We start from the raw sequence: 21,755 nt of genomic DNA, 5'->3' as shown, positions 1-21,755 counted from the left end.
CGAAGGGAGAGTTACAGTTATGGATAACAATGAAGTGAAGCTCCATGAAGAAATCCAGAAGATGGAGTATGAACCCCTGGATCCTGTTGAACTGAAGCTCGTGCGCTGGAGCATCGGTCTGGGCATCTTTCTGCTGGTGGTGCTCTTTCTCATCAGCAAGTTCGTGATGACCACGCACTAGTCCGGGCAAAGATCAGACTTGTAACGCACCGGGAGGGGGGTTCCCCCTTCCGGTGTTCTTATAATCATAAGGATATGTTATGCCGCGCTACCATCTGCGTTATCTGAAGGGCCCCAACTATACGCTGAACCTGGAATATGAGGCGGTGGTGGAAGCCCCTTCCTTTGAGGCCGCCCTGGCCCCGCATACGGACTGGCCCATTACTGAAAGCTATGATCACGCCACGGCTACGGCCTGGAATCCCGGCACCAGCATGTATTATCAGGAATTGTGGGAAGCGGCCCTGCTGCCCGCCACTGAGGATGCCGACGCCTGAAAGTTGTGGACATCGTCGTTTTTTCCCCAGGAATTTCGTGGGACGAAAGTCGCGTGCGGCCGTGTACCGCGGCGCATTAAGGTCGTCCGGCTCCGGGGTGGCGGCCTTTGCCTGTAAGCCTTTTCAATGGTTGGAAAGACGCCCATTCCGGCGCATGCGCGTACGCTTGCCAGGCGTTGCGTTTTGCCTGGAGTGGGCGTTGCTGGCTTTGCCCCACTTTTGGGCGCTCTGGATAACGGCTTTTTACGCCGTGGACAGGGCCTAAGGACGCCACAGGACGTTTGTGCGCCGGAAAGTCTCGTTACCTTGGGCGTCGTTGGGCAAGTTCGGCAAATGATGGGGCGTCGTCAGTGGTAGGGGCGCGGCGTCTGTTTTCGGAGGCACAACCGTGAGAATCCGCTTTGTGGTCAGCGCCTGTCTGGCGGGCATCCCTTGTCGCTATGACGGCAGGGCCAACACCTGCTCCGCCGTTGTGCGTCTGGTGGCCTCAGGCTGTGCTGTGCCGGCCTGTCCGGAATGGCTGGGCGGCCTGCCTACGCCGCGCCCGCCTTGTGAACTTCACCACGAGCGCGTGTGCACATGCGACGGTGTGGATGTGACCGCAGCCTTTATGCTGGGAGCCCAAAGGGCGACCGACCTGGCCTTGCGGCAAGGCTGCACAGCCGCCATCCTCAAGAGTCGTTCGCCTTCCTGCGGTGCGGGGCAGGTTTATGACGGCTCTTTCAGCGGCGTGTTGCGGTCCGGCCAGGGACTGTGGGCGCGTTTACTGCTGGAAAAAGAATTGCGTCTTTTTTCTGAGGAGGCCTTGCCGCCGCTTGGGGTATAGGGGCTCTACCTCAAAAACGGGGACAGCGATTCGCAGAGAGAGGTGGTCCCCATATCCCCCAACGAGAAAAGGGAATTCATGTTTCCATGAATTCCCTTTAAATCTCTGGTCGGGATGAAAGGATTTGAACCTTCGACCCCTTGAACCCCATTCAAGTGCGCTCCCAGACTGCGCTACATCCCGACGCGAGAAATGTTCTTACGCGGCAACCGTCCTGCTGTCAAGAAAATTTCAGAAAAAAGAGCAGATAATGTTCAGGTCCGGTACAGGGCCAGGCCCACCAAGGGCGGCAGGTAGAGGGTGATGTCTTCCAGCCCGGTCTTGGGCGTGAAGTCGCCGGGACGGGTAAAGTGTTCTGTGGGGCGGCTGCGCGGGTCCAGATTGCCGTGTCCGGCAAAGCGGGGTTCGTCTGAAGAAAGCAACTCTACATAGCGGCCCGGCGTTACGCCAAAAGTCACGTCGCTGTTGGGCGTCAGCTCGTGGAAGTTAAAAGCCAGCAGCAATCTGCCCCGTTCAAAGGCCAGTAGGCGTTTGTCTTCATGGATGTACCGGAACAGCGGGGCTGTGCTAAAATTGCACAGGAAAGGCCGCACCAGCTCCAGCAGTTGTGCTTTGTCCCAGGCGGCCAGGGCGGCGTATTTGAGGTCCGACCGCTCGGCCAGCCGCCATAGCCTATGGGCGTGGGCTTCGGCGTCCAGCCATTCCGGATGGCCGAATTCATTGCCCATAAAGTTGAGGTAGCCCGCGTCCGCGGTGGCAAGGGTGATAAAGCGCATGAGCCGGTAAAAGGCCAGCCCGCGCGAGATCTTCCAGTCTTCCGCAGCCAGGCCCATGCCGGTATACATGGCCGGGCCAAGCAGCCGCCAGATCATGGCGTCTTCGCCGTTAATGCACTGGTCGTGGCACTCCACATAACTGATGGTGCGGTCATAGGGGCGGTGGTTGGTCATCTCGTGCCACAGGCTGCCCATATCGCGCGGGCTCTGCACGCATTTGGCCCAGTAGTCGGGAATGCCCATGGCAAAGCGGTAGTCAAAGCCCAGCCCTCCCGCTTCGGGCGGACAGGTCAGGCCCGGCATGCCGGAAAATTCTTCGGCTATGGTCACGGCGGCGGGGTGGATTTCGTGCGTCAGGGCGTTGGCCAGGCAGAGGTACAGTTCGCCGTCCGCGTCGGCGCGGGGCTGATTGTCCTTGCCGTAAAAGCAGCGTCCCGCATGCGAAAAATCGTCGTCCAGGCCGTGATCCAGATACAGAATGTTGCCCACGGCGTCAAAGCGGAAGCCGTCCACACGAAACTCTTCCAGCCAGTAGCGGCAGTTGGAGAGCAGAAAACGCCGCGCCGTCTCCTGGTTGAAGTCAAAAGAAGGCGTGCCCCACTGATTGTACTGGGGCTTGAAAAAATACGGACTGCCGTCATAGGCGGCCAGGCCCTGCTCGGTATTGGGGCAGGCGTGGCCGTGGGGAATGTCCAGCAGCACGGCCAGACCCAGGCCGTGGGCGGCGTCTACCAAAGCCTTGAACTGGTCCGGCGTGCCGCAGCGGGAGGTGGGCGCAAAGTAGCTGCTGACCTGATAGCCGAAGGAGCGGTAGAGCGGATGTTCCAGAATGCCCATGAGCTGCACGGCTGTGTAGCCGTCGGCCTTGATGCGGGGCAGCACCTGCCGGATAAAATCCGTATAGCTGCCTACACGTTCGCCGTGGTGGTCCGTATCGGCCTGGGCCATGCCCACATGGGCCTCGTAAATGCGCGGAAAGGGCGTGCGCGCCGGCCGACGGCGGCGAAAGCGGTAGGGCTGTTCCGGCCGCCAAATGCGGGCGCACCACTGGGTGGGCGTTAGCGCGTCCTGTTCCACCCAGACGGCAAAGGCCGGCACGCGTTTGAGGAGGCCGGCTTCTGCGGCGCTGGTGTTATTGTCCGTGTCCTGAGGCCGGGGCTGCACGCGCAGTTCCACATAGCTGCCGTGCCCCAGGGCGGCTTCGGGCAGAACCAGTTCAAAAATATCTCCGGCCAGCCGCTGAAAGCGACAACGGGCGTGGCGTTGAAACCGTCCTTTGTCCGTGACCAGCCAGACGGCTTCGGCCTGCGGCAGGTATTCCCGCCACCGCCAGACGCGACCGCCCCCCGGCCTGCGCAGCAGATGCGGCCCCAGCACCCGGTGCAGGTTGGCATAGGCCCGCAGAGAACCGTAACGGCTGCGGATGCGTTCCGCCTCGGCGGCAAAGCGTCGGCTGCGGGCCTGCAAAAATGGCCGGTAGGGCTCCAGCGCGGGGTCCTCAAAAGGATTGCGGGGGAGAGTGTCAAGAGGACGGGGGAATGGTGTTGGCATGGCGGCTGCGGGGCAGAGGTTCGCCCGGAAGAGCGGGGCGCGGAGGCGTAACTCTGACTGCCAACGGACGGCTGCGAGCCTCGGCAGCGGGGCCGAGGCCTGTGCCTGCAGCGATAACACGCGGTATGCCGGGTGGGGGTCTTACCCCCCATCCGACAAACGGTTTTACTTGCAGCAGGGCGTCCAAGTGGCGCCGGAGATGTCGGCCAGGCCCTGGATAAGGGCCTGCGTACCCTTGCTGCCCTGACCCTTGGCCTGCATGATGCGGTAGACCTGTTCCGCTGCGGCAGTGCCGGGCAGGACGAGCTTCATGCGGCGGCATTCTTCAAGGCAGAGGCCCAAGTCTTTGATAAAGTGGTCGATAAAGAAGCCGGGGGCGAAATCGCCCTTGAGGATGCGGTCGCCCAGGTTGTTCATGGCCAGGCTGCCGCCGGAACCCGCGGCCACCAGTTCTTTCCACTGGGGCACGTCCAGCCCGGCCTGCTGCGCGAAAAGGAAGGATTCGCAGATGCTGAACATGACGCCGGCAATGGCGATCTGGTTGGCGAGCTTGGCCCGCTGGCCCATGCCGGCGGGGCCGCAGTGCAGGACTTTTTTGCCCATAGCTTCAAGGCAGGGCAGTAGACGTTGGTAGCCTTGCTTGTCGCCGCCCACAAAGATGCAGAGCGTACCTTCGCGCGCGCCCACGTCCCCGCCGGTAACTGGGGCATCCATGCTCAGGCAGCCCTTTTTCAGGGCTTCGGCGGCAATGCGTTCGGCCAGGACAGGGCTGGAAGTGCTCATATCGCAGACCACGCCGCCCTTGGCCAGGCCGGGCAGCACGCCGGTTTCGCCCAGAATGACGCTTTCCACGTCGCGGGGGTAGCTGACCATGGTAAAGACCACATCCGAGGCTTCGGCCACGGCGCGGGGGGTCTCCGCCCACCGCGCACCCTTGGCCAGCAGGGGGTCGGCCTTGGCTTTGGTGCGGTTGTATACGGTGAGGGGCAGGCCAAGAGCCTGCAGATGTCCAGCCATGCAGAGGCCCATGACTCCGGTGCCGATCCAGCCGATGCGTAATTTTTCTGCCATGTTCCAAACTCCTTTGAGCCATAGCGGCGGTCACTGCGGCAGTGGTGGGGGCGGATTGCGCCGCTTCCCTTCGCCGCGTGGATTGCGGTGTTGCAGCAAGGGGACGTCCCTGCCCCAGGCGGTCTGTCAGGGCCTTTCAGAGCGGCATTGCAACGCTCTGATGCCTCCTGGCGGTTGCGTCAGCAGTCGCCCGCCGTGGAGGCGCAAGGCTAGCATCAGCTGTTGCGACGCCGGAGCTTGACCCGTTATGGCGAAGGACGCTGCGGGCCAAGACAGCAGCGTTATGCGCTTGCGCGGGTAAGCGCCGGAACGCGCGTGCTGTAAACCTTGAGAATACATATTCTCAAAGGCAATCTGCTTTACTGAAAACGCCGTTCCAACAGTTCTTTTTGCATGGCCTCTCGCGAGAGGGGTTTGTTCCGGCGCGTCAGGTCCACATGGCGGCGGAACAGGTCCAGGTTACGGCGCATGTTCTGGTTAAAGGGGTCGTCGCCGGTAAAGTCCTTTTCCAGGGACTGGCGGGCGGCGGCGAGCGCATCCGGCGTGAGCCGGGCGGTCTCTTCCACCTTGCTGCGGTAAAAGGTCAGGGACTGGGCAAAGCTGGTATCCAGCATGGCCAGGCCTCTGTGCGCAGTATCCAATATCCCGCGCAGCTTTTCAAGTGTTGCGCCTTTGGCGGCGGCTATTTCGCGCCCCATGCTCGTGATCTGGGATTGCAGGCTGCGGCGGCGTATATCGTAATTGCGAATAGTTTCAGTCATATATACACCTGTGCGCAGCAGAGAGAGGGCCTCCAGCTGTTTCTGCCGCTCCTGCATGATGTTGTTTTCTTTGATGGTGGCGCGCAGGCGCAGCAAATTGTCGCGGGCCGCCTTATCTGGCGCGGCGGCCAGCAGGCGGTCCAGCTCCTCCAGCGGATTGCGGGCCGCGTCAGCGGTCACGGGCTGCTCGCCGGCCTTGTTCCAGTCGGCCAGCAGTTCTGCCGGGCGGTCGCCGCCGGGTGTGTTGATGCCGCTGACCACGGGCCGGAAGCCCAAATCGCGGGCGTGGGCCGGGCCATCGGCCAGAAAAAAGGCTGCCTCTTCTCTGCGGCCGGGTAAAATGCCCGCATCGTCGGAAAGGAAGGAACCGCCCTTGCGCACAAACCCTCCGGCGGAGCCGTGCAGCCGCCCGGCCACGGAAAAGCGGAACGTGTCCAGGACCATTTCCGCCGCATTGCCCGCCGTGTCATAAAGACCCAGAGGATTGGGCCTGCGCGAACCAATATTGGCCGTGGCCTCGGCCTGCGGGCCTGCAGCGGCTCGGTACACGGCGTAGTCCGCCTTGCGGGCCCCGGCCGGAAGGGCAAAGAAGTCTTCATCCAGCAATTGCTGGGCCCCGGCGGTCTGGCCGCCGCGCGCCGCGTATTCCCACTCGGTTTCCGTGGGCAGGCGCACAAAGCCCACGTTGCGTTTGTCGCCGGCAAAGCGGGGCAGGGCCTCCGGGGCGTTCTGCAAAAGCCAGGTGGTGTAGCGGCGGGTAAAGTCCACGGCGTCGTACCAGCTGATGTCCGTCACCGGGCGGGCGGCGTCCGCATCGGGCTGCTGCACGTTGGGGCAGGCGTTGTCCATGACCGCCCGCCACTGGAGGTTGGAAACCTCGTATTTGGCCATCAGGTAGAAAAAGTGTTCACCCTTGGGGGCCTGGGCGCGCCAGGACGGGGGCAGGTCCGCCAGGGTCAGCGCGCCGGAAAGGGCGGCGTTGTAGCGGCGGTCGTAGAAGGCCCGGTCCTGGTGGGCGCTGTCGTCCAGGCCTGGACGCAGGGGCATGTCCCAGAGCAGGCCCTTGGCGGGCACGGCCACCAGGCGAAAGGCCATGCTCAGGCCGCAGGGCATGGGCAGCACGATGTCCTCTGCCTCTGGCTGGGGATTGCAGGCGGCGGCCGCGCTCACGGCGGTTTTGCGTTCCAGGGCGGCGTGGGCGTCGGGCGGGGAAAACAGCAGAACGGTCAGACAAAGCAACAAACCGAAGCGCAGGCGTATGTCAGACATCGCGGATGACCTCCGAAGGCTCAATGCGGGTAGCCCGCAAGGCCGGGCCCAGAGCCGCGGTCAGGGCCAGGCCGGCTACGGCGGCAAAGACCAGCAGCACATGCCTGGGCAGCAGGCGGCAGACCTGCTCCATATCGCCGAGGCTGGCCGCGAAAAGATGGTTGATGACCGCAGCGGCCGCGGCGTAGACGCCCATGGCCGTGGCCGTACCAAGCAGGGCGGTGAGCAGGGCCTGCACAAGAGGAAAGAGCAGCAATGCGCCGGTGCCGAAGCCCGTGAGACGCAGCAGCCCCAGCATGCGTTCCTTGCGTTTGACCCCGGCCAGGGCGCTGCTGGCTGTGGAAGCCAGAAATCCGGCGGCGGCGGCCGCGCAGATGAGTGCAAAAACGGTGTTCAGGGCGCGGGAAAGGCTGGTCACCTGTTCGATTTCCGCCGCATGGGTGTAGACTTCCAACCCCTGCCCGGCGAAAAACTCCCGCAGACCCGTGACGGCCTCCAGGGAGGAGGCGTACAGGCGGAAACCGGGGTAGAGGCGTGGGCCTTCCGGTCGCGGTTCGCCGGTCCAGCCCTGGGCCGTCCCCAGCTCCGGCACGGCGCGGCCGTCGCGGTAGTCCTCCGTTGCCTGGGCCAGGGGCAAGGGCACAAAGGCCACATCCTTCTGCTGTGCGGCCAAAGGCAGGACGCCCGCCACGCGCAGAGTCACGCGCGCCCGCTGCACCTGCCCCTGATAGCGACGCTCCAGCGTGCCCGTAAGCGTGTCCCCCAGGCTGCAGCCCAGTTTTTCCGCCGCCGGGGCGGAAAGCGTCACCTCCACGGGCGCGGCCAAAGGCTGGGCGGGCATGACGGGTGCGGGGACGCCATAGCGGGCAAGCAGGGGGTCGCCCGCGGCGCTGGGCTCCAGGGAAGCCGTCACGGTTTTGCGCGCGCCTTCCTTGCCGTTGCGCAGGTCCATGGTCGCGGCGATGGCGCGGGTGCGGGGCAGAGCAAAGGCCACGTCAGGCCGTGCGGCGAATTTTTCCACATCCTGCAGGGTAAAACGCCCACTGCTGACGGGGCTTACTTCCAGGTTGCGGGGGTCGTGCTGCAGTCTGTCCGTGAGGGTCTGCACCACGCCGAATTTGACGCCGTAGAGCACCAGCAGGGGCGTGAGCACGGCGGCCAGGCCCAGCACGGCGCAGGCTGAGAGCAGCGCTTCGCGCAGATAGTCCCGGCAGGCCAGCCGGCACATGACGCGGTGGGTACGGGCGGCCATCAGGACCGGACCTCCTTGTCGGCCCTGTGGGGCGGGCGGCTCTGGTCCGGCGTCGTGGCGTCCGGCTCTTCCGCGTCCGGCCAGGCGATGCGGGCCAGGGTCGCGTCCCCCGTGGCAGTCAGGCGTACGGGCACGGGGGTGAAACCAGCGTCCTGGGCCGCTTGCCTGTTGTGGGTGACCATGATGACGGTGATGCCGCCTTCGCGCGTCAGCTGGGCCAGCAGGCGCAGCACGGCGTCCGCGTGCAGAGGGTCCAGGGCGGCGGTGGGCTCGTCCGCCAGCACCACCGCAGGGCTGTGGGCCAGGGCCGCGGCAATGGCCACGCGCTGGCGTTCGCCCACGGACAGGGTGGCCGGGTACTGGTGCAGCAGTTTTGTGATGCCCAGACGTGCGGCCACTTCATCGGCGGCGCCCCCAAGATCCTTGGCGGGAGCCGTGGCGGAAGCCTTGCCCAAAACGTGGGGGACAGCCGTGGGCCGCGCGGGCGTAAGGCCCAGGGCGCGGCAGCGCAGCAGAATATTTTCCTGCGCAGTGAGAAATGGCAGCAGACCGCCGGTCTGCAGCACATAGCCCAGGTGGCGCAGGCGCAGCCGGGCCAGAGCGTCCGTGCCGCCGTGCTCCCAGGCGGCCAGCACGTCCGTGTGCGTGTCCGGCGTGGGCGCGAAGGTAAAGGCGGTTTTTTCCGGTGCGGCTTGTTCCGTTTTTGAAGGGGCGGACGCGGGCGCGTCGGGCCGCAAGGCGCAGGCCAGCAGGTCCAGGGCCGTGCTTTTGCCGCAGCCGCTGGGGCCCACCAGGGCCAGCAGGGAGCCGCGCGGCACGTCAAGCCGGTCTATGCGCAGGCAAAAGCCCGCGTCGCCGGGGCGGGTCTTGCGCACCCGACGCAGCCGGAACACCGGGTCCGCCGCAGGGGCGGCGGTGGGCGCAAGCGGCTGCGCGGGCGCGGCTGCCTCAGGGCAGCATGCGCAAGGGCACACGGTAGACCCACTCCCCGGCGTCAGTCTGGCCGAAGTTTTCCCAGTTGGCGCGGTCGCGGTCGTATTCTTCATAGCGGGCCAGGCGGGACTTGAGCCGGTTGATGAAGGTTGTCTGTTCGCCCACGCTCATGCGGTACCAGTCTTCCTCGCGCAGCAGCATGACGTCGCTCTTATAGGGCAGGCCGTCCAGAAATTCCGCCAGCACGCCCAGTTCGGCCAGGGTTTTGCCCTGGGTGGGCAAGTTGGGGTCGCGGGCCATGCGGGTGGAGGCGGAAAGCACCCCCTGGAAAAAGTCGCGCGCGTCGGTTTTTTTGGTGCGTTCGGCATTGTCGATAATGGTTTTAAGCTGGCTGCTCAGGTCGCTGAGCTGATTTTTGGTCAGGAGTACGGCCACCTCCACGCTGGGGACCTGCTCCTTGCGGGCCAGGCGGGCCAGATCCATATCCGCTATCCAGGAGTTGACCACGCTGGGGGCCTGATTTTCCCGCGCGCGGCCCAGGTATTCCAACTGCATGGCGTAGCCCAGCGTGGCAGCCAGACGGGCGGCTTCAGTTTCCGGCGTTTCCTTCTGCGGTTTTTCGTCCTTGGGTTTGGTCATGATCTTGCCCGCCGCCGTGTTGCGGACCATGTCCAGCATGCCCGAAGCCAGGGTTTTGGTCACGGCGGCGAATTGGGCGGCCCCGGCCTGCGGCGTGGGCGCGGCCACGGCCTGGTAGTTGGACTTTTCGCCGGAAAGGCGGCTCAGGGCGCGGTAGCTCTGTTCCGCATAGGCGTGGTTGGCCCGTCCTGCGGGGCTTTTGACGTGCAGCGCGGTGATCCAGATGCCCTTTTGCCGGGCCAGGTCGTTGACTTCGCTGGGGCCCATGCGCACGGAGGCGTAGGGATCCGTGCTCCTGAGCGGCCCGGCGTCGGAAATAAGCAGGATGAGCCGGGAGGCGTAGGGTCCCCAGTTGAGGTCCTGCACGGCGGCCTGCACGCCCGCCAGGGAGTCTTCATTGAAGTCGTGGCTGGAAACTGTGGCCTCCTGTACCTTGGCGAGGTTGTTTTCCAGACTTTTGCGGTCCTTGGCCGTGGCAAAGTCGCTGACCACTTTTGTGGTGTACTCCAGGCCGGGCCGGGCCTTGGTGCTGCTGCGGAAGGCCACTACGGCAAAGCCCACCTTGTCGGCCAGGTTGCTTTTTTCAATGCTGTCGTAGATCTGGCGCACCACGTTGAGGCTCTGGTCAATATAGGGCTTCATGGAAATGCTGGTGTCGAGCACCAGGGCAATGCCGGTTTTGGGCGGGCCTGAAGGCGCGTTTTTGTTCTTGCCGTAGTTGCCGGGATCAATGGAGGCCACCTGCAGGAACTTGACGCCCGCGTAAGGGTCTTTCATGTCCAGAATGGGCATGAGGTAGAAGCGCTTTTCAGAAACGGCCCCGGCGGCGTCCGCCGGTTCCGCGGCCACAATGGGCAGGCTTTCCGGTGCGGGGGCGCTTTGGGCGCGCAGGGCGGCGGCCTGCGCTTCCAGCGCGGTCAGGCGCGTTTCCATGTCCGGCGCGGCGCAAAGGTCGTCCAGGGCCTGCCGGGTGCGGAAAAAGAGCACGGGGTCGCGGCCGGTGCGGGGTGAGAAAAGCAGGGTGAGGGACTGGTTCCAGGCCGTGGTCTTGGCCGCTTCCAGCCAGCCCTGGGGCTGACTGGTGGAAACGCCCACCTGAAGCCAGCCCTCCTGCCGGGCGTAGACATAGAATACGGTGAAGGGCGTCACCGCCTGGGTCAGCACGGCGGCGTCGGCCTTGGGTTCGGCCAGCAGGGCCGCGCCGGGGTGGCTGACCACCCGTTGGTAGAGGCTTTTTTTGCCCTCTTGCAGCAGGGGGGCGGCCTCGGCCCACAACGCGCTCAGCTGCAGGGCGGTCAGGGCCAGCAACAGGCAACAACACACGCGCCGTACGGGGCGGAGAAGGGAGAGCATGGTTTTTCCTCGCTTATTTCCAGTCCTGCAGCAGGGCGGCGGCTTCGGCGTCGCCCTTGTCCGCCTGGGTTTTGGCGTAGGCGCGCAGGGCGTCCAGGGCCGGGCGGGCTTCAGCGTGGCCCTTTTGTAGGGCTGCTTCATACCAGCGTCTGGCCTGGGTCAGGTCCACAGGCAGGCTGCCGCGCGGCAGCCTGCTTTGTGGGTCATAAAACTGGGCCACCATGTACATGGCCGCGGCATTGCCCTTTTGCGCCGCGTCTTCCAGCAGCAGAAAGGCCGCGTCGCTCTGTTCCGGGCTCGCCTGCGGCGTACGCAGGGGACCGGCCGCGCTCAGACTCTGTTCCGGCTGGGCCTGACCGCGCAGCATTTCTCTGGCCATGCGCAGGGGGGACTGCTGCGCCGGTGTGCTCTGCGCCTGTTCAGCTTGCTGCTGTGCCGGAGCGGCCGCGTCTGTACTTCCCCTTGCGGCGGGCGTGTCTGCCGTTGCGGCGGGGGCCGACGGCGCGACCGGCCCGCGCAGGGCAAACCACCACAGGGCAAAAGCCAGAATGGCCAGGAGCAACAGACCCAGGATCAGGAGCAAGGGCAGATTGCGCCTGGGGGCGGGCGCTTCTGGCTCCAGGGCCAGGGGTGGCGCGTCGGGCGCGTTGAGGCCTTCCGCCGTTGGTTCTGCCGGAGCGGCTTCTTCCGGCGGCGCTGCGGGCTCCGGGGTGGGCGATGGGGCCGGTTCCGGTTCGGGATCCGGGGCCGGCGTGGGCGCGGCGTCCGCCAGGCCGTGCCCGCCGCGCATGGGCGAATAGACCAGCGGTCCTACCTGCAGCACGCAGGGCGCGGCATTGACCAAGGTCAGGCGGTAGGCGTCCAGATCGTCCAGCGCGTCCACCACGGCGGGGCCCACCAGCAGGCGCAGGTCTGCGCCCTGGCGTTCCCAGTGGTCGGGGCTGAGGCGGGTTTCGTTTTCCTGCCAGCCGGCGGTGGTGAGGCTTTTCTGGTCCGAAGCCCGGCGGAGAAGAAATGCCGGCCCGGCCGTTTCCGGGGCGTCCGCAATGACAATAACGGCACAGCCGGGGCCGCGCCCGGCGTCCGCAGTGATGGTGGCGCGCATGGCTAGTCCTTGAAAACCTGCAGGATGTCGCGCAGGCGATTATTTTGTTCCGGATTCACGTTCTGCTGGCCGTCAAAATCCACGTTCGTCATGATGTTGGCCACCAGGGCGCGCAGCCAGTCCGTATACCAGAGGCGGTCGTAGGGGGCTTCCTGCTCGCCAATGTGGGGTTCGCCCACTATATCCGGAGGCGGATCGAACAGGCTTACGGCCTTGCCTCCCTGGGTGAGGGTGCGCTCGGCCCGGCTTTTGTTGCGGGGGTCAAAGTCCAGCCAGTCCACAAAGGCGTTAATGGCGTCCGCCGCCAGACTGACCTGCTTCCAGACCTGTCGCTCGCGGGCCAGGTTGCCGTAGGCCGTGTTGCCGCGCAATTCAGCCTCCAGGTTTTCCCGCAGCCGGCAGCGGGCGGCGGCCTGGACCAGTTCGTGGCAGAGCTGGTCTACCTCCCGCGCGGGCAGGCCGAACAGTGTGCGCACTTCTGTGCTGCCGCCGAACTGGCGCAGGCGTTCGATCCAGTGGTCCAGTACCATAGTGGCGAACGCGCCCGCCGTGTCCCTGGCTGTGGCGGCGGTTTCCTGTACCGGTGCGGCCGGAGCAGCGTCGCCGAAAATATCGCTCAGGATGTCACTGGCAGCCACACGGGTACCCACCACCTGCGCGGTCGGGGCCTCGCCAAAGGTCGGGTTTTGCCAGGCGTTGCAGCACAGTTCGTAAAGGTCTTCGTCCCGCACCTGCAGACGGCGCAGCAGCGCGCCGAAGAGCTGTTTTTCCGCCACGCCGGCCAGCAGCGCGGCCAGGGTGCGGGCGAGCTGTTCTTTTTGGCGGCGCAGTTCTTCCCTGTCGTCGCTGCGATAGAAGGGGGCCAGGGCCGTGCGCAGACGGGCGTTGCGTTCCGTCAGGCTCACGCTGATCTGTCGGCGTTTGAGCTCCGGGTTGCACAGGGGCCGCAGGCGTTCGCGCAGCAGGGAAACGCCGCCGTCGTTGAGGGTCATGGCCGCCTGCCAGACAGTTTCCGGGTCGGCCACATGCCGCCGCACCAAGGGGGACTGGAGGAAGGCTTGGCGCACTTCTTCCACAAATGCGCGTTGCTCCGGGCGAATGCCGGTTTCTCGCCGCTGGTCGTAGGTGAAGATGGCCTCGCAGAGAAAATTGGGATTGCGCAGCAAAAAGACGTTGTTGAAGGGGTGCACGCCGTCCCAGTTTTGCGGCCAGTCGTGCATCTGGCCAAAAAAGTTGACCAGAGAGGATTCCAGTCTGGTGGTCCAGCGGGTTTCCACTGAGGGGGAGCCGGCCTTTTTTTCAAATTCCATGTCCATCTTGGTGAGCACAAAGAACAGGGCCGGGGGCTTGCCCGCGCGCATCTGCGGTTGTTCGCCGTGGGTGGAGCAGATCCACTCGTAAACGGCCTGGGGCAGATCCTGCACCTCCTGGGTGCTGGGGCCGATGCAGAGCAGCATGCTGGTGAGTTCTTTTTCCTCTCGATAGCGCTCAAAAAGATAGGCCACCTTGCCGCGCAGGAACAGTTCCTTGAGGGTTTCCTTTTTGCTTTCCAAGGCCTCACGCAGATTGGTGAATTTGTAGCGCGCCCGGTAGCCGGGAAAGTCCAGCAGGTCGGTGTAGTCAAAGAAATCATCAGGTTTTTCGCGCATGTAGATGGTAATCTCGGCCGTGAGGGCCGTGACGACGGCCCGGGGCAGGCGTGTTGTGCGGCCCGCGTCGGTGGTGACGGACAAGGTGTCGTCCCCGGCAGGCGTGCCCAGACCGTGCAGACGGGCCACGTCAATGATGCTGTTGGCACGCGGGATGAGCGCTTCGGGCGGGCAGAAGGCCTCCGTGGGGTTGCCCAGGTCGCGCAGAGCCGCGCAGAGTTCCAGATAGACGGCCTGAAACTGCGGCACGCTGTCCCAGATCAGGCCCAGCAGCGCGGCGCGGTCTTCCAGATTCAGGCGGGGGGCCAGCTCCACGGCCCGCGCCCAGTAGCCGTTTTGGAGCAGTTGGACGCGCGGGCGGGAGGCGAAGTTTTTGTGCACATAATCCCGCAATTCTTCCACATCGTCGCCGCTCAGGCCGCCGGACAGGGGCGCGGCGGCGGCGCGGGCGGCCAGGGCCTCCAGGGCGGCGCGCAGGGCGTCGGCATCGGGGGCGTCTTTGTGGTCGCAGTCGGCATAGTAGGTGTTGGCCAGCACGCGGGCCACGTCCGTTTCCGACAGCAGACGCAGGCGGATGGGATAGGCCGCGCTGACGCCTTCGGGCCTGGTAGTGGTGAAGCGGGTGACCAGGCCTGTGGATTCCTTGCCGCCTTCCGGGTTTATTTCTTTGATAAAATCGTGTTCTGCACCGCAAAAGTCGGCCAGCAGCACGCCCGCCGCATTGCTGGCCAAGGCGGAGATAAGGTAGGACTTGCCCGATTGACTGGGGCCAAAGACGCCCACGCACATCTTGCGCACGGCCGCCTGCTCGCATTTGCTGAAAAAACGGGCCGCCTGGCGCATGTCCTTTTGCAGGGCCGCGCGTTCGCCGCCCACCAGAGCGGCGTTGTCCGCAAGCCAGCCGCCGGCTTCACGGGCGGTTTCGGCCAGTTGGCGGCAGTGCCGCGCCAGTTCGCTATCCTGCTGTTGCATGACGTTCCCCATATCAGCCGGCGTCGGTCACGATGCCCGTGTCCAGCCAGTAGCCTTCGTCCAGTTTGAGGGTTTGCAGGCGGATTTCCAGATCGCGCCGGTCCACGTTGCGACCCTGGTTGTCCTCAATGGCGTCAATGTGGAACTCGCCTTCGCTGCGGTTTTCGTCCCCGTCGACAGTGCGGGGGGCGTCGTCCCAGACGTCCGCTACGCTCAGACGCACTTCCACGGTATAGGGCAGGCGTCCCGCAGCGCGGGAGCGCGCCGCCTCATCCGTAAACGTCAGCAGGTGGTAGCGGGTGGTAGGCCAGCGCTCGGCGTCCAGTTGGCGGTAGCCGATGGAAAGGGGACCGCTGAAGGCTACTCTGCGGCTTTGTTCGCTGCCCTCATTGCTGTCCACGTCCACGGTAAACCAGACCTTGGCCCGGCGCAGCTGGCCGTTGATGTCTGTTTCGCCAATGTAGCGCGCTGTGGAAGTCAGGCGCAGCGATGCGGAATCAAAGGAAAAACCTTCCAGGTGTCCGTCGGCCAGAGCGCAGAGAATGGCCCCCACCACTACGGTAGTTTTGGGGTCGCTGATGCGGCCCAGAGCGTCGGCAAAGGGGTACCAGGCCCCCGCGCGGTAGCGCCGCATGGGGATGATCCTGTCCGGCGGCACGGGCAGCCGGGCCAGCACCGAATCCACCACAGCCGACCAGGCGCTGGGGCGGCCGGTGAGCAGCAGCACGTCGCAGTCGTATATGTGCACCAGCTCGCAGAGGGCAGAAAGCGGACCGCCCAGGGTGGCGCGGATGGTGGCCCCCACAGCGGCCGGGCAGACCTGGATGGGCACGTCCAGAATATTGAAGCGCTGGATGGCGGGTGCGGCGCGGCGCACCAGCTCTTCCACGGCCCGCAAGGTGTCCTGCTGGGGACGGGGCGCGGGTGCGGCAAAGAAGGGCGCATCGGCGGCGTCCCCTTCGCGGACGTTGTCCTGGCCGGGCTGGGCGGCGGCGTCCTGCGGCAGGTCGGCGGACAGGGGGCGGCTCCTGCCGTCATTGCCGGCGTTTTTGGCGTTGGCATCTGTGCCGTTTTGTCCCGGAGCGGGCGGGTCGTCGGCCTCGGCCGCAAGGTTGCGCCGGGGGTCGGCTTCAAAAAAACGCTCCAGCGGGCAGGTCTGGTTGAGGCCGTCCAGATCCGGATTCTCGCAGGCGGCCAGCAGGCCCAGGGCCACGGGCACGGCGATCTGCCGCACCAGGCGTACGCGGGTATTGCGTTCTTCCTGCGACATGCCGATGGCGTCCCGGCCGAAAAGCTGGCCCAGCAGGGCGCGGGGTTCGGCCAGGCCCTGGGCTTCCAACGCCTTGCCGATAGCTGGGATGACGTGGTTGGCCACCACTTCGCGCAGCACTTCATCTCCGGCGATGTTAAAACCATCGCGAAATGCGGTATGGGGCACAATGCGGGGGGTATCGCCTTCGCCGCTGGCCAGCTCAAATGTGGTAATGGAAAGGTCAGTAGTGCCGCCGCCGATGTCTATGGAAGCCATGCGCACGCAGGGCCGGTTGCCGCAGGCCGCGCGGGGTTTGCCCATGAGACGGAAGAGGTGGTGGGCGTCACCGTGCTGTTTGACGGCCAGTTCGTTATAGAGGAGCACCAGTTGGGAGCAGCTGGCTTCGTCCCAGTCGCAGCGCACCAGCGGGCTTTGGCGGTAGTCGCCCCCGGTCTGGACCGCAGGCGCGGGCGCGTACCACTGGCTCCAACCCAGGGCCTGCCAGACTACCCGCACGGCCCAGGTGACCCAGCGGCGGAAGATGCGTTTTTCCGCCACGGGCATGGCCGTGGGCACGGTAAAGATGAGCCGCCGCAGGCGGCGGGGCAGATTGGGTTGCTCCCGGCGGGCGCGGGTGGCCGGGGAATTAATGGTGACCAGGGCCTGGGTGAGGATTTCCCCCAGCATAAAAAGCATGAGTGAAGAGCGGGTGAACAGGGATTCAAAGATGGGTTCGGCCTGCTGCTTGCGCAGGGCCGGGCTTTTCTTGAACAGGGGGTCGCCGAAGCAGGCCAGGGGCGTGCCCAGGGGGTTGAGCTGCCGGGGGAAGAGCCCGCGGCTGACCATGGGCTCTGCCCTGCCGCCCGTGTTGTAGCGCCAGCTTTGCAGCCATGGGCGTTCGTCCCAAAGGTAGCGTTTGGGGCTGGACATGCCCGTGGTGCCTTCGGCGCACACGGCCTGGGTGGCCAGGCGGGCGGCCTCTGGCCCGATGCGCACGGCCGAGGGCCAGGCAAAGGCGGGCGTCTGTCGGCCGGAGCGGCGGGAAAGGGCGTCGTTGCCGAACTGGGCGTCCACAAATTCCACGCGAGTTTCAAAAGGTTCGGCGTAGACGTTTTCGGGCTCGCTCAGGTCACGCAGTTCCAGCAGATAACTGTCGTTGAGGTTGGTGACGCGCTGGGGCAGGGTTTCCACCAGAATGCCCGTGGTGCGCGAATTGCCGATGTCCAGCACCAGGTCCACGTCCACGGGGGTGTCCCGGTCCGGATTGATGACCTGTACGGCCAGGTGTCCGCAGGCTTTCTGCAGGATTTCCAGCCAGGTGAGGTAGGAGGCCAGGTGCTCCAGCACGTTGGCGGTGTGGTCCCGCCAGGAGCCGCGCCGACCGCGTTCGGAAGATTCGGCCTGCTTCAGGGTGTCGTAGAGCCCGGCCAGCCACTCGTCCACCCAGGGCGCGTTGAGAAACCAGGCGTTGTCGCGCACATGGTGGGCCAGCATAAAGTGCCCGTGGTCCGTCACGTCCTGGGGCGAGAGGGCATAGTAGCGTTCGCCCTGTTCCGGCCGATTTTCCACGGTGGTGTCAAACAGCAGGACCACGCGCGTCATGCCGGGATGCCGATCCGAGGGGGTGACCCTGGCCCGCACCCAGTTGGAGGGGCCGTACTCAAAGCGCTTGCCTCCATCGGGCCAGAACTGGTCCAGGGTGCGCAGAAAGGGTACGGGCAGCCACTGCCCCTGCCAGAGGTCCCGTTCCGTCAGGGCGGATTTGGCATATATCTTGAGTTCGCCGTCGTCAGGGGTTCCACAGGGCTGCCCGGTGATCATGTCCACATAGGTTCCGCTCTGGCTGGTGTCCGTTTTTTCTTCCCGCAGGCAGTGCAGCAGGTGTTTGTAACGGTTTTCCGTCGCATCCGGCATATCCGGGGCGTTGGCTTCCGGCTGTCGCACCTCTTCATAAAAATAGCGCTTCAACGACGCGAGGTCGGACGTCGGCAGTTCAAAATCCAGAAACTGCGGGCAGCCGCCAGGGATGATGCTGACCGGGGAAAGATACCGGGGAATGGCGTCCATGCTACTTCCTTCTGAAGCGGGCGTCCCACTTGTGGTTGGCCCCGCCCAATTCTCTGCCCTTGCACTGGGTGGTGTTTTCACTGCCCGTGCACTCCACCTTCTGCGGCACATAGGTGCCGCCGCGTGGGCAGCGGGCCTGGTTGGACTCAAACTGCAGGTTGCCGCCCTGGAAGCGCGCCGTGGCCGTGCCGCTGCAGACCTGGCCGTTGCGTTCGCGCACGAAACGGCGACCTTTGCCGCTTTTATCAAAGCAGTATTCCGCCACGATGGGTTCGTTGGACGGATGGGAATAGAGGCCCGTTTCGCTGGTCCAGCAGCCTTCCAGAAAGCTCAGGTCGTTCTTTTTGGCAGCGTCTTTGGGAATGTTCAGATCCTCATTCTTTTTTTTCTGCGGCTGCGGTTTGGGCTGTTCCACGGGCTTGGGCTCGACCTTGGGTTTGGGCTGCGGCTTGGGCTGTTCTTTGGGTTTGACGGGTTCCGGCGGCGTTGCCGGCGTTTCGCCAAAGAAGGGCGTAACCACTTCCGGCTCCGGCGCGACCGGCGCCGGCTTCTTTTCCGCCACGGGGGGCGTTGCTGGCTTGCACTGGGCCGCGCGCTCCTGCAGCTGCCGCCAGAGCAGGGCGAGTTCGTCCTCCTGGGCGGCGGTTTTCTGTTCTTCTGCCGTAAGGGCCGTGCGGTCCACCGGCGTGCAGCCCGTGGGCAGGGGCGGGGGTAAAAGCCCCAGAGCCGCGCCCAGAAGCCAAAGCAGCAAAAGCAGCAGAAGCAGAGGCAGCAGCCAGGGCAGGCAGCCCGGCCTGGCTGCAGGGGCCACGGCTGCGGGCATTGCCGGAGGCGGCGGGGGGGCGGCCGGGCCCAGACGGGCCAGGTCCTGCGGCTGGGCGCTGCCGCTGCTGGGCCCAAAACCCCAGTTGACAAGCACGGGCCTGCCGTCCACGCTCCAGAGGTCTTCGGGCGCGGGGTGCTGCAGGGCCAGGCGCAGCATCTGTCCGGCCAGGGCCTGGCGGGCCTGGGCGTCTGCCGTGAGGCTTTCGGAAAGCCCCCGGATGTCTCTGGCCAGACCTCCGGCTTTGGCGCGCAAGGTGTCCGCTTCCTGCGGCGGCAGATCGGTCAGGGGCACGGCCGGGCCCTGGCCTTCGGCGTACCAGTCCACGCTGTCGTTCTGGCTGTTGTGCTGGGGTTCGGCCAGCAGGGCGGCGTGCTCCTGCCCCAGATGGTTGAGCACCAGCGTGTGCAGCTGCTCGTAACAGTCCGTGGCAAATATCCCCTGACTGGCCAGGGCGCGCATGCGCCCGCGCAGGCTGGTGGCGATGCGCACGCTCATGACCGGCCTCCTGCGGCGGCGGGCGCGTCACGGCGCACGGTCAGGCCGGCCTTGCGTAAAAAGTCCGCCAGGCGCGCACTGACAATGGCCAGACTGGACTGCCGGTAGGAGGCGTCGTCCAGTTTGATGGCGGTATTGATGCCCACCACCCGGCCCTGCTCGTCCACCAGGGGGCCGCCGCTGTTGCCCTGGGAAACCGTGGCCGTGTGCACGATAAGGGGCGGCGTGCGGTCCAGCACCACGCTCACCACGCCGTCGGTATAGACCACTTCCGGGGCCTGGGCGCTTTGGCCGCGCAAAAGGGCTGCAAATTTGGGATCGTCCGTGGTGACCGCGCCGGGAAAGCCCCAAGCGCTGACCCTTTGGGTGCGGCTTACCGTATCGGTGAAGGCCAGGGGCGTGATGGCGGGCGCGTCCGGCACGGCCAGCAGGGCGAAATCTTCGTTGTTGTTCACGCTCAGGGCTTTGACAGTGGCGGCCAGAGGCTTGCCCAGAGCCTTGTTGACCACCACGACCTGACTGGCTTGCGCCACCACATGTGCGTTGGTGGCTACGGCCCCCTGGGCCACAAAAAAGCCCGAACCCAGCACCAGCCCTTCAGGCCGCAGGGCCAGGACCAGCACGGTGGCCTGTTCCAGCAGCGCCGCCACGCTGCCGGGCTGGGCGGCCTGCGCGGTCGGGGCGGGCGTTGTGTGGGGCGTGGCCGCTGCGGTGGCCGGGGTTTCGGCCTCTGCGGCCGCCTTCGGCGTCGGGCTTTGTCCGGGCGCGGTCACGCCCAAGGGCGGCCAGGTGATGCCGACGGGGGGCGTGAGCAGGGGCAGCTGCCGCTGCACTTCGCAGGGGTCTTGGGTGAGCAGAGCCCGCAGCCGCTGCAGAAAAGCCGCCAGCTCGGCGTTGTGCTCACGGGCTGCGGCGGTTTCCTGATCCAGGCGGGCCTGCGCGGCAAGAGCGGCCTGTCGCTCCTGCCAGAACAGCCAGGCGGCCAGCAGGGCCAGGGCCAGCAGCAGAAGCAGGGACCAGAGCAGCGGCCGGGCGTACCAGGGGCGCGGGGCCGCGTCTGTGACGTCCGTTGCCGGATCGGGCTGCCGGACCTGCTGGGGGTCCTGCTGGGGGGATTGCTGCTGGGATTGCTGCTGGGATTGTTCCATGCGCCGCTCCACGTGGCACTATACCTTTAAAGGAAAGCATTGCAACTTTGAGAGTATCCATTCTCAAAGATTTTACTACGCTCACTTCGGTGCTTGCCAGCGCAAAAAACGCGCGCTTACACCTGTGTGACGGGCGGTTGCTTACGCCGCCTGCATACGACCTGCCTGCACCTGCAAGGCAGCGGAGCCGCAGGCTTTTGCGCGCCTGCAGCCGCGCCGGAAACGACGTCCCCGGTCCGTGCTGGGAATGGGGCGGGGCCGGGAACGGGGCCGGGGCCGGGAACGGACGGCACACGGTCAGGCTGTCCGTGCGGCCTCAGCCCAGAAGATTTTTGACGGTCTCGTCGTAGCTGGTCACCCTTTGGTCCAGGTCGTTTTTGGTGCTTTCCAGATCCTGCCGGGACTGCTTCCATTCCGAAGCCGAGGCCGCCACATTGCTTTTGGGGGCGGCCGGTTTGGCGGTTTTGGTTTTTTTGCCGGCAGGGGCTGTGGCGGCCGTCGGCTGTGCGGTGGCGTAGGGTTCGGCGAGGGCCTGGCGGTATTCGCCGTCCTTGCGGGCCATGGTGGCGGCGGTGTCACCCAGAATATACGAAGTTTCTGCAAGACCGCTGCGGATTTCGTCGTAGCGCTGCTGAAATTCCAGACGGGAGATCTGTCCGGCCCGGAACTGGTCGGCGGCCAGTTTGAATTGTTCGTCGTAACACTTGGCGGCCACTTTGGCGGCGGCGGTGGAGCGGTTCATGCTGGCCGCCTCGGCGCCCAACTGCCGGTTGTAACTTTCCACGTAAGCCGCATCACGCTTTTTAGCCTGGGATTTGCCGTAAATATTGCCGCCCACAGCGCCGACTGCGCCGCCGGCGGCGGCTCCGGCCACCGCGCCCTGCACCTTGCCGGTGGCAAGCCCGCCGATGAGCGCTCCCAGTAGTGCGCCGCCCACGGCCCCTGCGGCCGTGCTGGAACCCGTGCTGTTCTCATCCTGACGGAGGGCGCTGACGGGCTGATAGCACTGGGGATAATAATTGACCTTGGTTTGTTGTGCGCCGTACTTGCTGGCGCAACCGGACAACAACAGGCTGCCCGTCAGGAGCAGAAGGACGGGCAGTTGCAGATAACGGGGCATGTACGGCCTCCTGAAAGCGGTTGAGGAAATGCCAACATGGCGATGGTACCGCAAAAGAAGGGCAAACAGCAAGCGCCGCCATCGCCGGGCAGCCGACGGACAAAGGCTGACAAGCCCGTGTGGAAACGAAAAGGGGCTGCCCCGGCAGGAGGGGCGGGACAAGGCAGGGGGAACGGGGGCAGCCGCGTTCAGG

15 protein-coding genes and 1 tRNA gene are annotated in these 21,755 nt (G+C 65.4%); 3 read left to right on the top strand and 13 right to left on the bottom strand.

Annotation, left to right across the window (positions count from 1 at the left end; all coding sequences use genetic code 11):
* The first annotated feature begins 19 nt into the window (after positions 1 to 19).
* The 3 genes from J7I12_RS04325 (at position 20) to J7I12_RS04315 (ending at position 1,323) form a co-directional block, all read left to right on the top strand.
* Entirely contained in the window at positions 20 to 181 is a 162-nt protein-coding gene (locus J7I12_RS04325; protein WP_118230039.1) for a bacteriocin-type signal sequence, read from the top strand.
* Positions 182 to 260: 79 nt separating this feature from the next.
* Positions 261 to 497 carry a hypothetical protein gene (locus tag J7I12_RS04320; protein ID WP_118230038.1) on the top strand — a complete coding sequence of 79 codons (237 nt, stop codon included), beginning with the start codon at positions 261 to 263 and terminating at the stop codon, positions 495 to 497.
* A gap of 388 nt (positions 498 to 885) precedes the next feature.
* Positions 886 to 1,323 carry a 2-thiouracil desulfurase family protein gene (locus J7I12_RS04315; RefSeq protein ID WP_118230037.1) on the top strand — a complete coding sequence of 146 codons (438 nt, stop codon included), beginning with the start codon at positions 886 to 888 and terminating at the stop codon, positions 1,321 to 1,323.
* A gap of 106 nt (positions 1,324 to 1,429) precedes the next feature.
* Here the strand turns inward: J7I12_RS04315 and J7I12_RS04310 are convergent.
* From J7I12_RS04310 to J7I12_RS04250, 13 genes are all read right to left on the bottom strand, one after another.
* A tRNA-Pro gene (locus J7I12_RS04310) sits at positions 1,430 to 1,506 on the bottom strand.
* A gap of 71 nt (positions 1,507 to 1,577) precedes the next feature.
* Positions 1,578 to 3,650: an alpha amylase C-terminal domain-containing protein gene (locus tag J7I12_RS04305; RefSeq protein WP_208360967.1), complete on the bottom strand. Its 2,073-nt coding sequence runs from the start codon at positions 3,648 to 3,650 to the stop codon at positions 1,578 to 1,580.
* Positions 3,651 to 3,815: 165 nt separating this feature from the next.
* Positions 3,816 to 4,721 (bottom strand): NAD(P)-dependent oxidoreductase, encoded by a 906-nt coding sequence (locus J7I12_RS04300; protein ID WP_118230035.1) that lies wholly within the window; start codon positions 4,719 to 4,721, stop codon positions 3,816 to 3,818.
* A gap of 359 nt (positions 4,722 to 5,080) precedes the next feature.
* A complete protein-coding gene (locus J7I12_RS04295) occupies positions 5,081 to 6,751 on the bottom strand; it encodes a formylglycine-generating enzyme family protein (RefSeq protein WP_208360965.1) in 1,671 nt (556 codons plus the stop codon).
* Positions 6,744 to 8,003 carry an ABC transporter permease gene (locus J7I12_RS04290; RefSeq protein ID WP_207287306.1) on the bottom strand — a complete coding sequence of 420 codons (1,260 nt, stop codon included), beginning with the start codon at positions 8,001 to 8,003 and terminating at the stop codon, positions 6,744 to 6,746. The genes J7I12_RS04295 and J7I12_RS04290 overlap by 8 nt, the downstream gene beginning before the upstream one ends.
* Positions 8,003 to 8,977, bottom strand: a complete 975-nt coding sequence (locus tag J7I12_RS04285; protein ID WP_236031565.1) for an ABC transporter ATP-binding protein — start codon at positions 8,975 to 8,977, stop codon at positions 8,003 to 8,005. The genes J7I12_RS04290 and J7I12_RS04285 overlap by 1 nt, the downstream gene beginning before the upstream one ends.
* Positions 8,952 to 10,928 carry a vWA domain-containing protein gene (locus tag J7I12_RS04280; protein WP_118230032.1) on the bottom strand — a complete coding sequence of 659 codons (1,977 nt, stop codon included), beginning with the start codon at positions 10,926 to 10,928 and terminating at the stop codon, positions 8,952 to 8,954. The genes J7I12_RS04285 and J7I12_RS04280 overlap by 26 nt, the downstream gene beginning before the upstream one ends.
* 13 nt (positions 10,929 to 10,941) lie before the next feature.
* Complete coding sequence (locus J7I12_RS04275) at positions 10,942 to 12,033, bottom strand: SEL1-like repeat protein (RefSeq protein WP_130957828.1); 1,092 nt, start codon at positions 12,031 to 12,033, stop codon at positions 10,942 to 10,944.
* A gap of 2 nt (positions 12,034 to 12,035) precedes the next feature.
* On the bottom strand, positions 12,036 to 14,654 hold the full coding sequence (locus tag J7I12_RS04270) for a virulence factor SrfC family protein (protein WP_118230028.1): 2,619 nt from the start codon (positions 14,652 to 14,654) through the stop codon (positions 12,036 to 12,038).
* Positions 14,655 to 14,667: 13 nt separating this feature from the next.
* Complete coding sequence (locus tag J7I12_RS04265; RefSeq protein WP_208360963.1) at positions 14,668 to 17,973, bottom strand: virulence factor SrfB; 3,306 nt, start codon at positions 17,971 to 17,973, stop codon at positions 14,668 to 14,670.
* A gap of 1 nt (position 17,974) precedes the next feature.
* Positions 17,975 to 19,294: an SrfA family protein gene (locus tag J7I12_RS04260; RefSeq protein WP_208360962.1), complete on the bottom strand. Its 1,320-nt coding sequence runs from the start codon at positions 19,292 to 19,294 to the stop codon at positions 17,975 to 17,977.
* Positions 19,291 to 20,442, bottom strand: a complete 1,152-nt coding sequence (locus J7I12_RS04255) for a S1 family peptidase (protein ID WP_208360961.1) — start codon at positions 20,440 to 20,442, stop codon at positions 19,291 to 19,293. The genes J7I12_RS04260 and J7I12_RS04255 overlap by 4 nt, the downstream gene beginning before the upstream one ends.
* A gap of 316 nt (positions 20,443 to 20,758) precedes the next feature.
* Entirely contained in the window at positions 20,759 to 21,562 is an 804-nt protein-coding gene (locus J7I12_RS04250) for a YMGG-like glycine zipper-containing protein (protein ID WP_208360960.1), read from the bottom strand.
* Positions 21,563 to 21,755: the final 193 nt, after the last annotated feature.

Origin of the sequence: Desulfovibrio diazotrophicus (assembly GCF_902498985.2) — a bacterium.
In the GTDB taxonomy this organism is placed as follows: Bacteria; Desulfobacterota; Desulfovibrionia; order Desulfovibrionales; family Desulfovibrionaceae; genus Desulfovibrio; species Desulfovibrio legallii.
The sequence above is the reverse complement of the archived record's forward strand: the minus strand, read 5'-3'. Positions and strand labels throughout refer to the sequence as shown.

Bases quoted from the DNA above. Each gene is read 5' to 3' on its own strand.
- J7I12_RS04300 (WP_118230035.1), bottom strand. From the start codon at position 4,721: ATGGCAGAAAAATTACGCATCGGCTGGATCGGCACCGGAGTCATGGGC.
- J7I12_RS04275 (WP_130957828.1), bottom strand. From the start codon at position 12,033: ATGCGCGCCACCATCACTGCGGACGCCGGGCGCGGCCCCGGCTGTGCC.
- J7I12_RS04305 (WP_208360967.1), bottom strand. From the start codon at position 3,650: ATGCCAACACCATTCCCCCGTCCTCTTGACACTCTCCCCCGCAATCCT.
- J7I12_RS04280 (WP_118230032.1), bottom strand. From the start codon at position 10,928: ATGCTCTCCCTTCTCCGCCCCGTACGGCGCGTGTGTTGTTGCCTGTTG.
- J7I12_RS04295 (WP_208360965.1), bottom strand. From the start codon at position 6,751: ATGTCTGACATACGCCTGCGCTTCGGTTTGTTGCTTTGTCTGACCGTT.
- J7I12_RS04325 (WP_118230039.1), top strand. From the start codon at position 20: ATGGATAACAATGAAGTGAAGCTCCATGAAGAAATCCAGAAGATGGAG.
- J7I12_RS04250 (WP_208360960.1), bottom strand. From the start codon at position 21,562: ATGCCCCGTTATCTGCAACTGCCCGTCCTTCTGCTCCTGACGGGCAGC.
- J7I12_RS04265 (WP_208360963.1), bottom strand. From the start codon at position 17,973: ATGGACGCCATTCCCCGGTATCTTTCCCCGGTCAGCATCATCCCTGGC.
- J7I12_RS04270 (WP_118230028.1), bottom strand. From the start codon at position 14,654: ATGCAACAGCAGGATAGCGAACTGGCGCGGCACTGCCGCCAACTGGCC.
- J7I12_RS04320 (WP_118230038.1), top strand. From the start codon at position 261: ATGCCGCGCTACCATCTGCGTTATCTGAAGGGCCCCAACTATACGCTG.
- J7I12_RS04290 (WP_207287306.1), bottom strand. From the start codon at position 8,003: ATGGCCGCCCGTACCCACCGCGTCATGTGCCGGCTGGCCTGCCGGGAC.
- J7I12_RS04260 (WP_208360962.1), bottom strand. From the start codon at position 19,294: ATGAGCGTGCGCATCGCCACCAGCCTGCGCGGGCGCATGCGCGCCCTG.
- J7I12_RS04255 (WP_208360961.1), bottom strand. From the start codon at position 20,442: ATGGAACAATCCCAGCAGCAATCCCAGCAGCAATCCCCCCAGCAGGAC.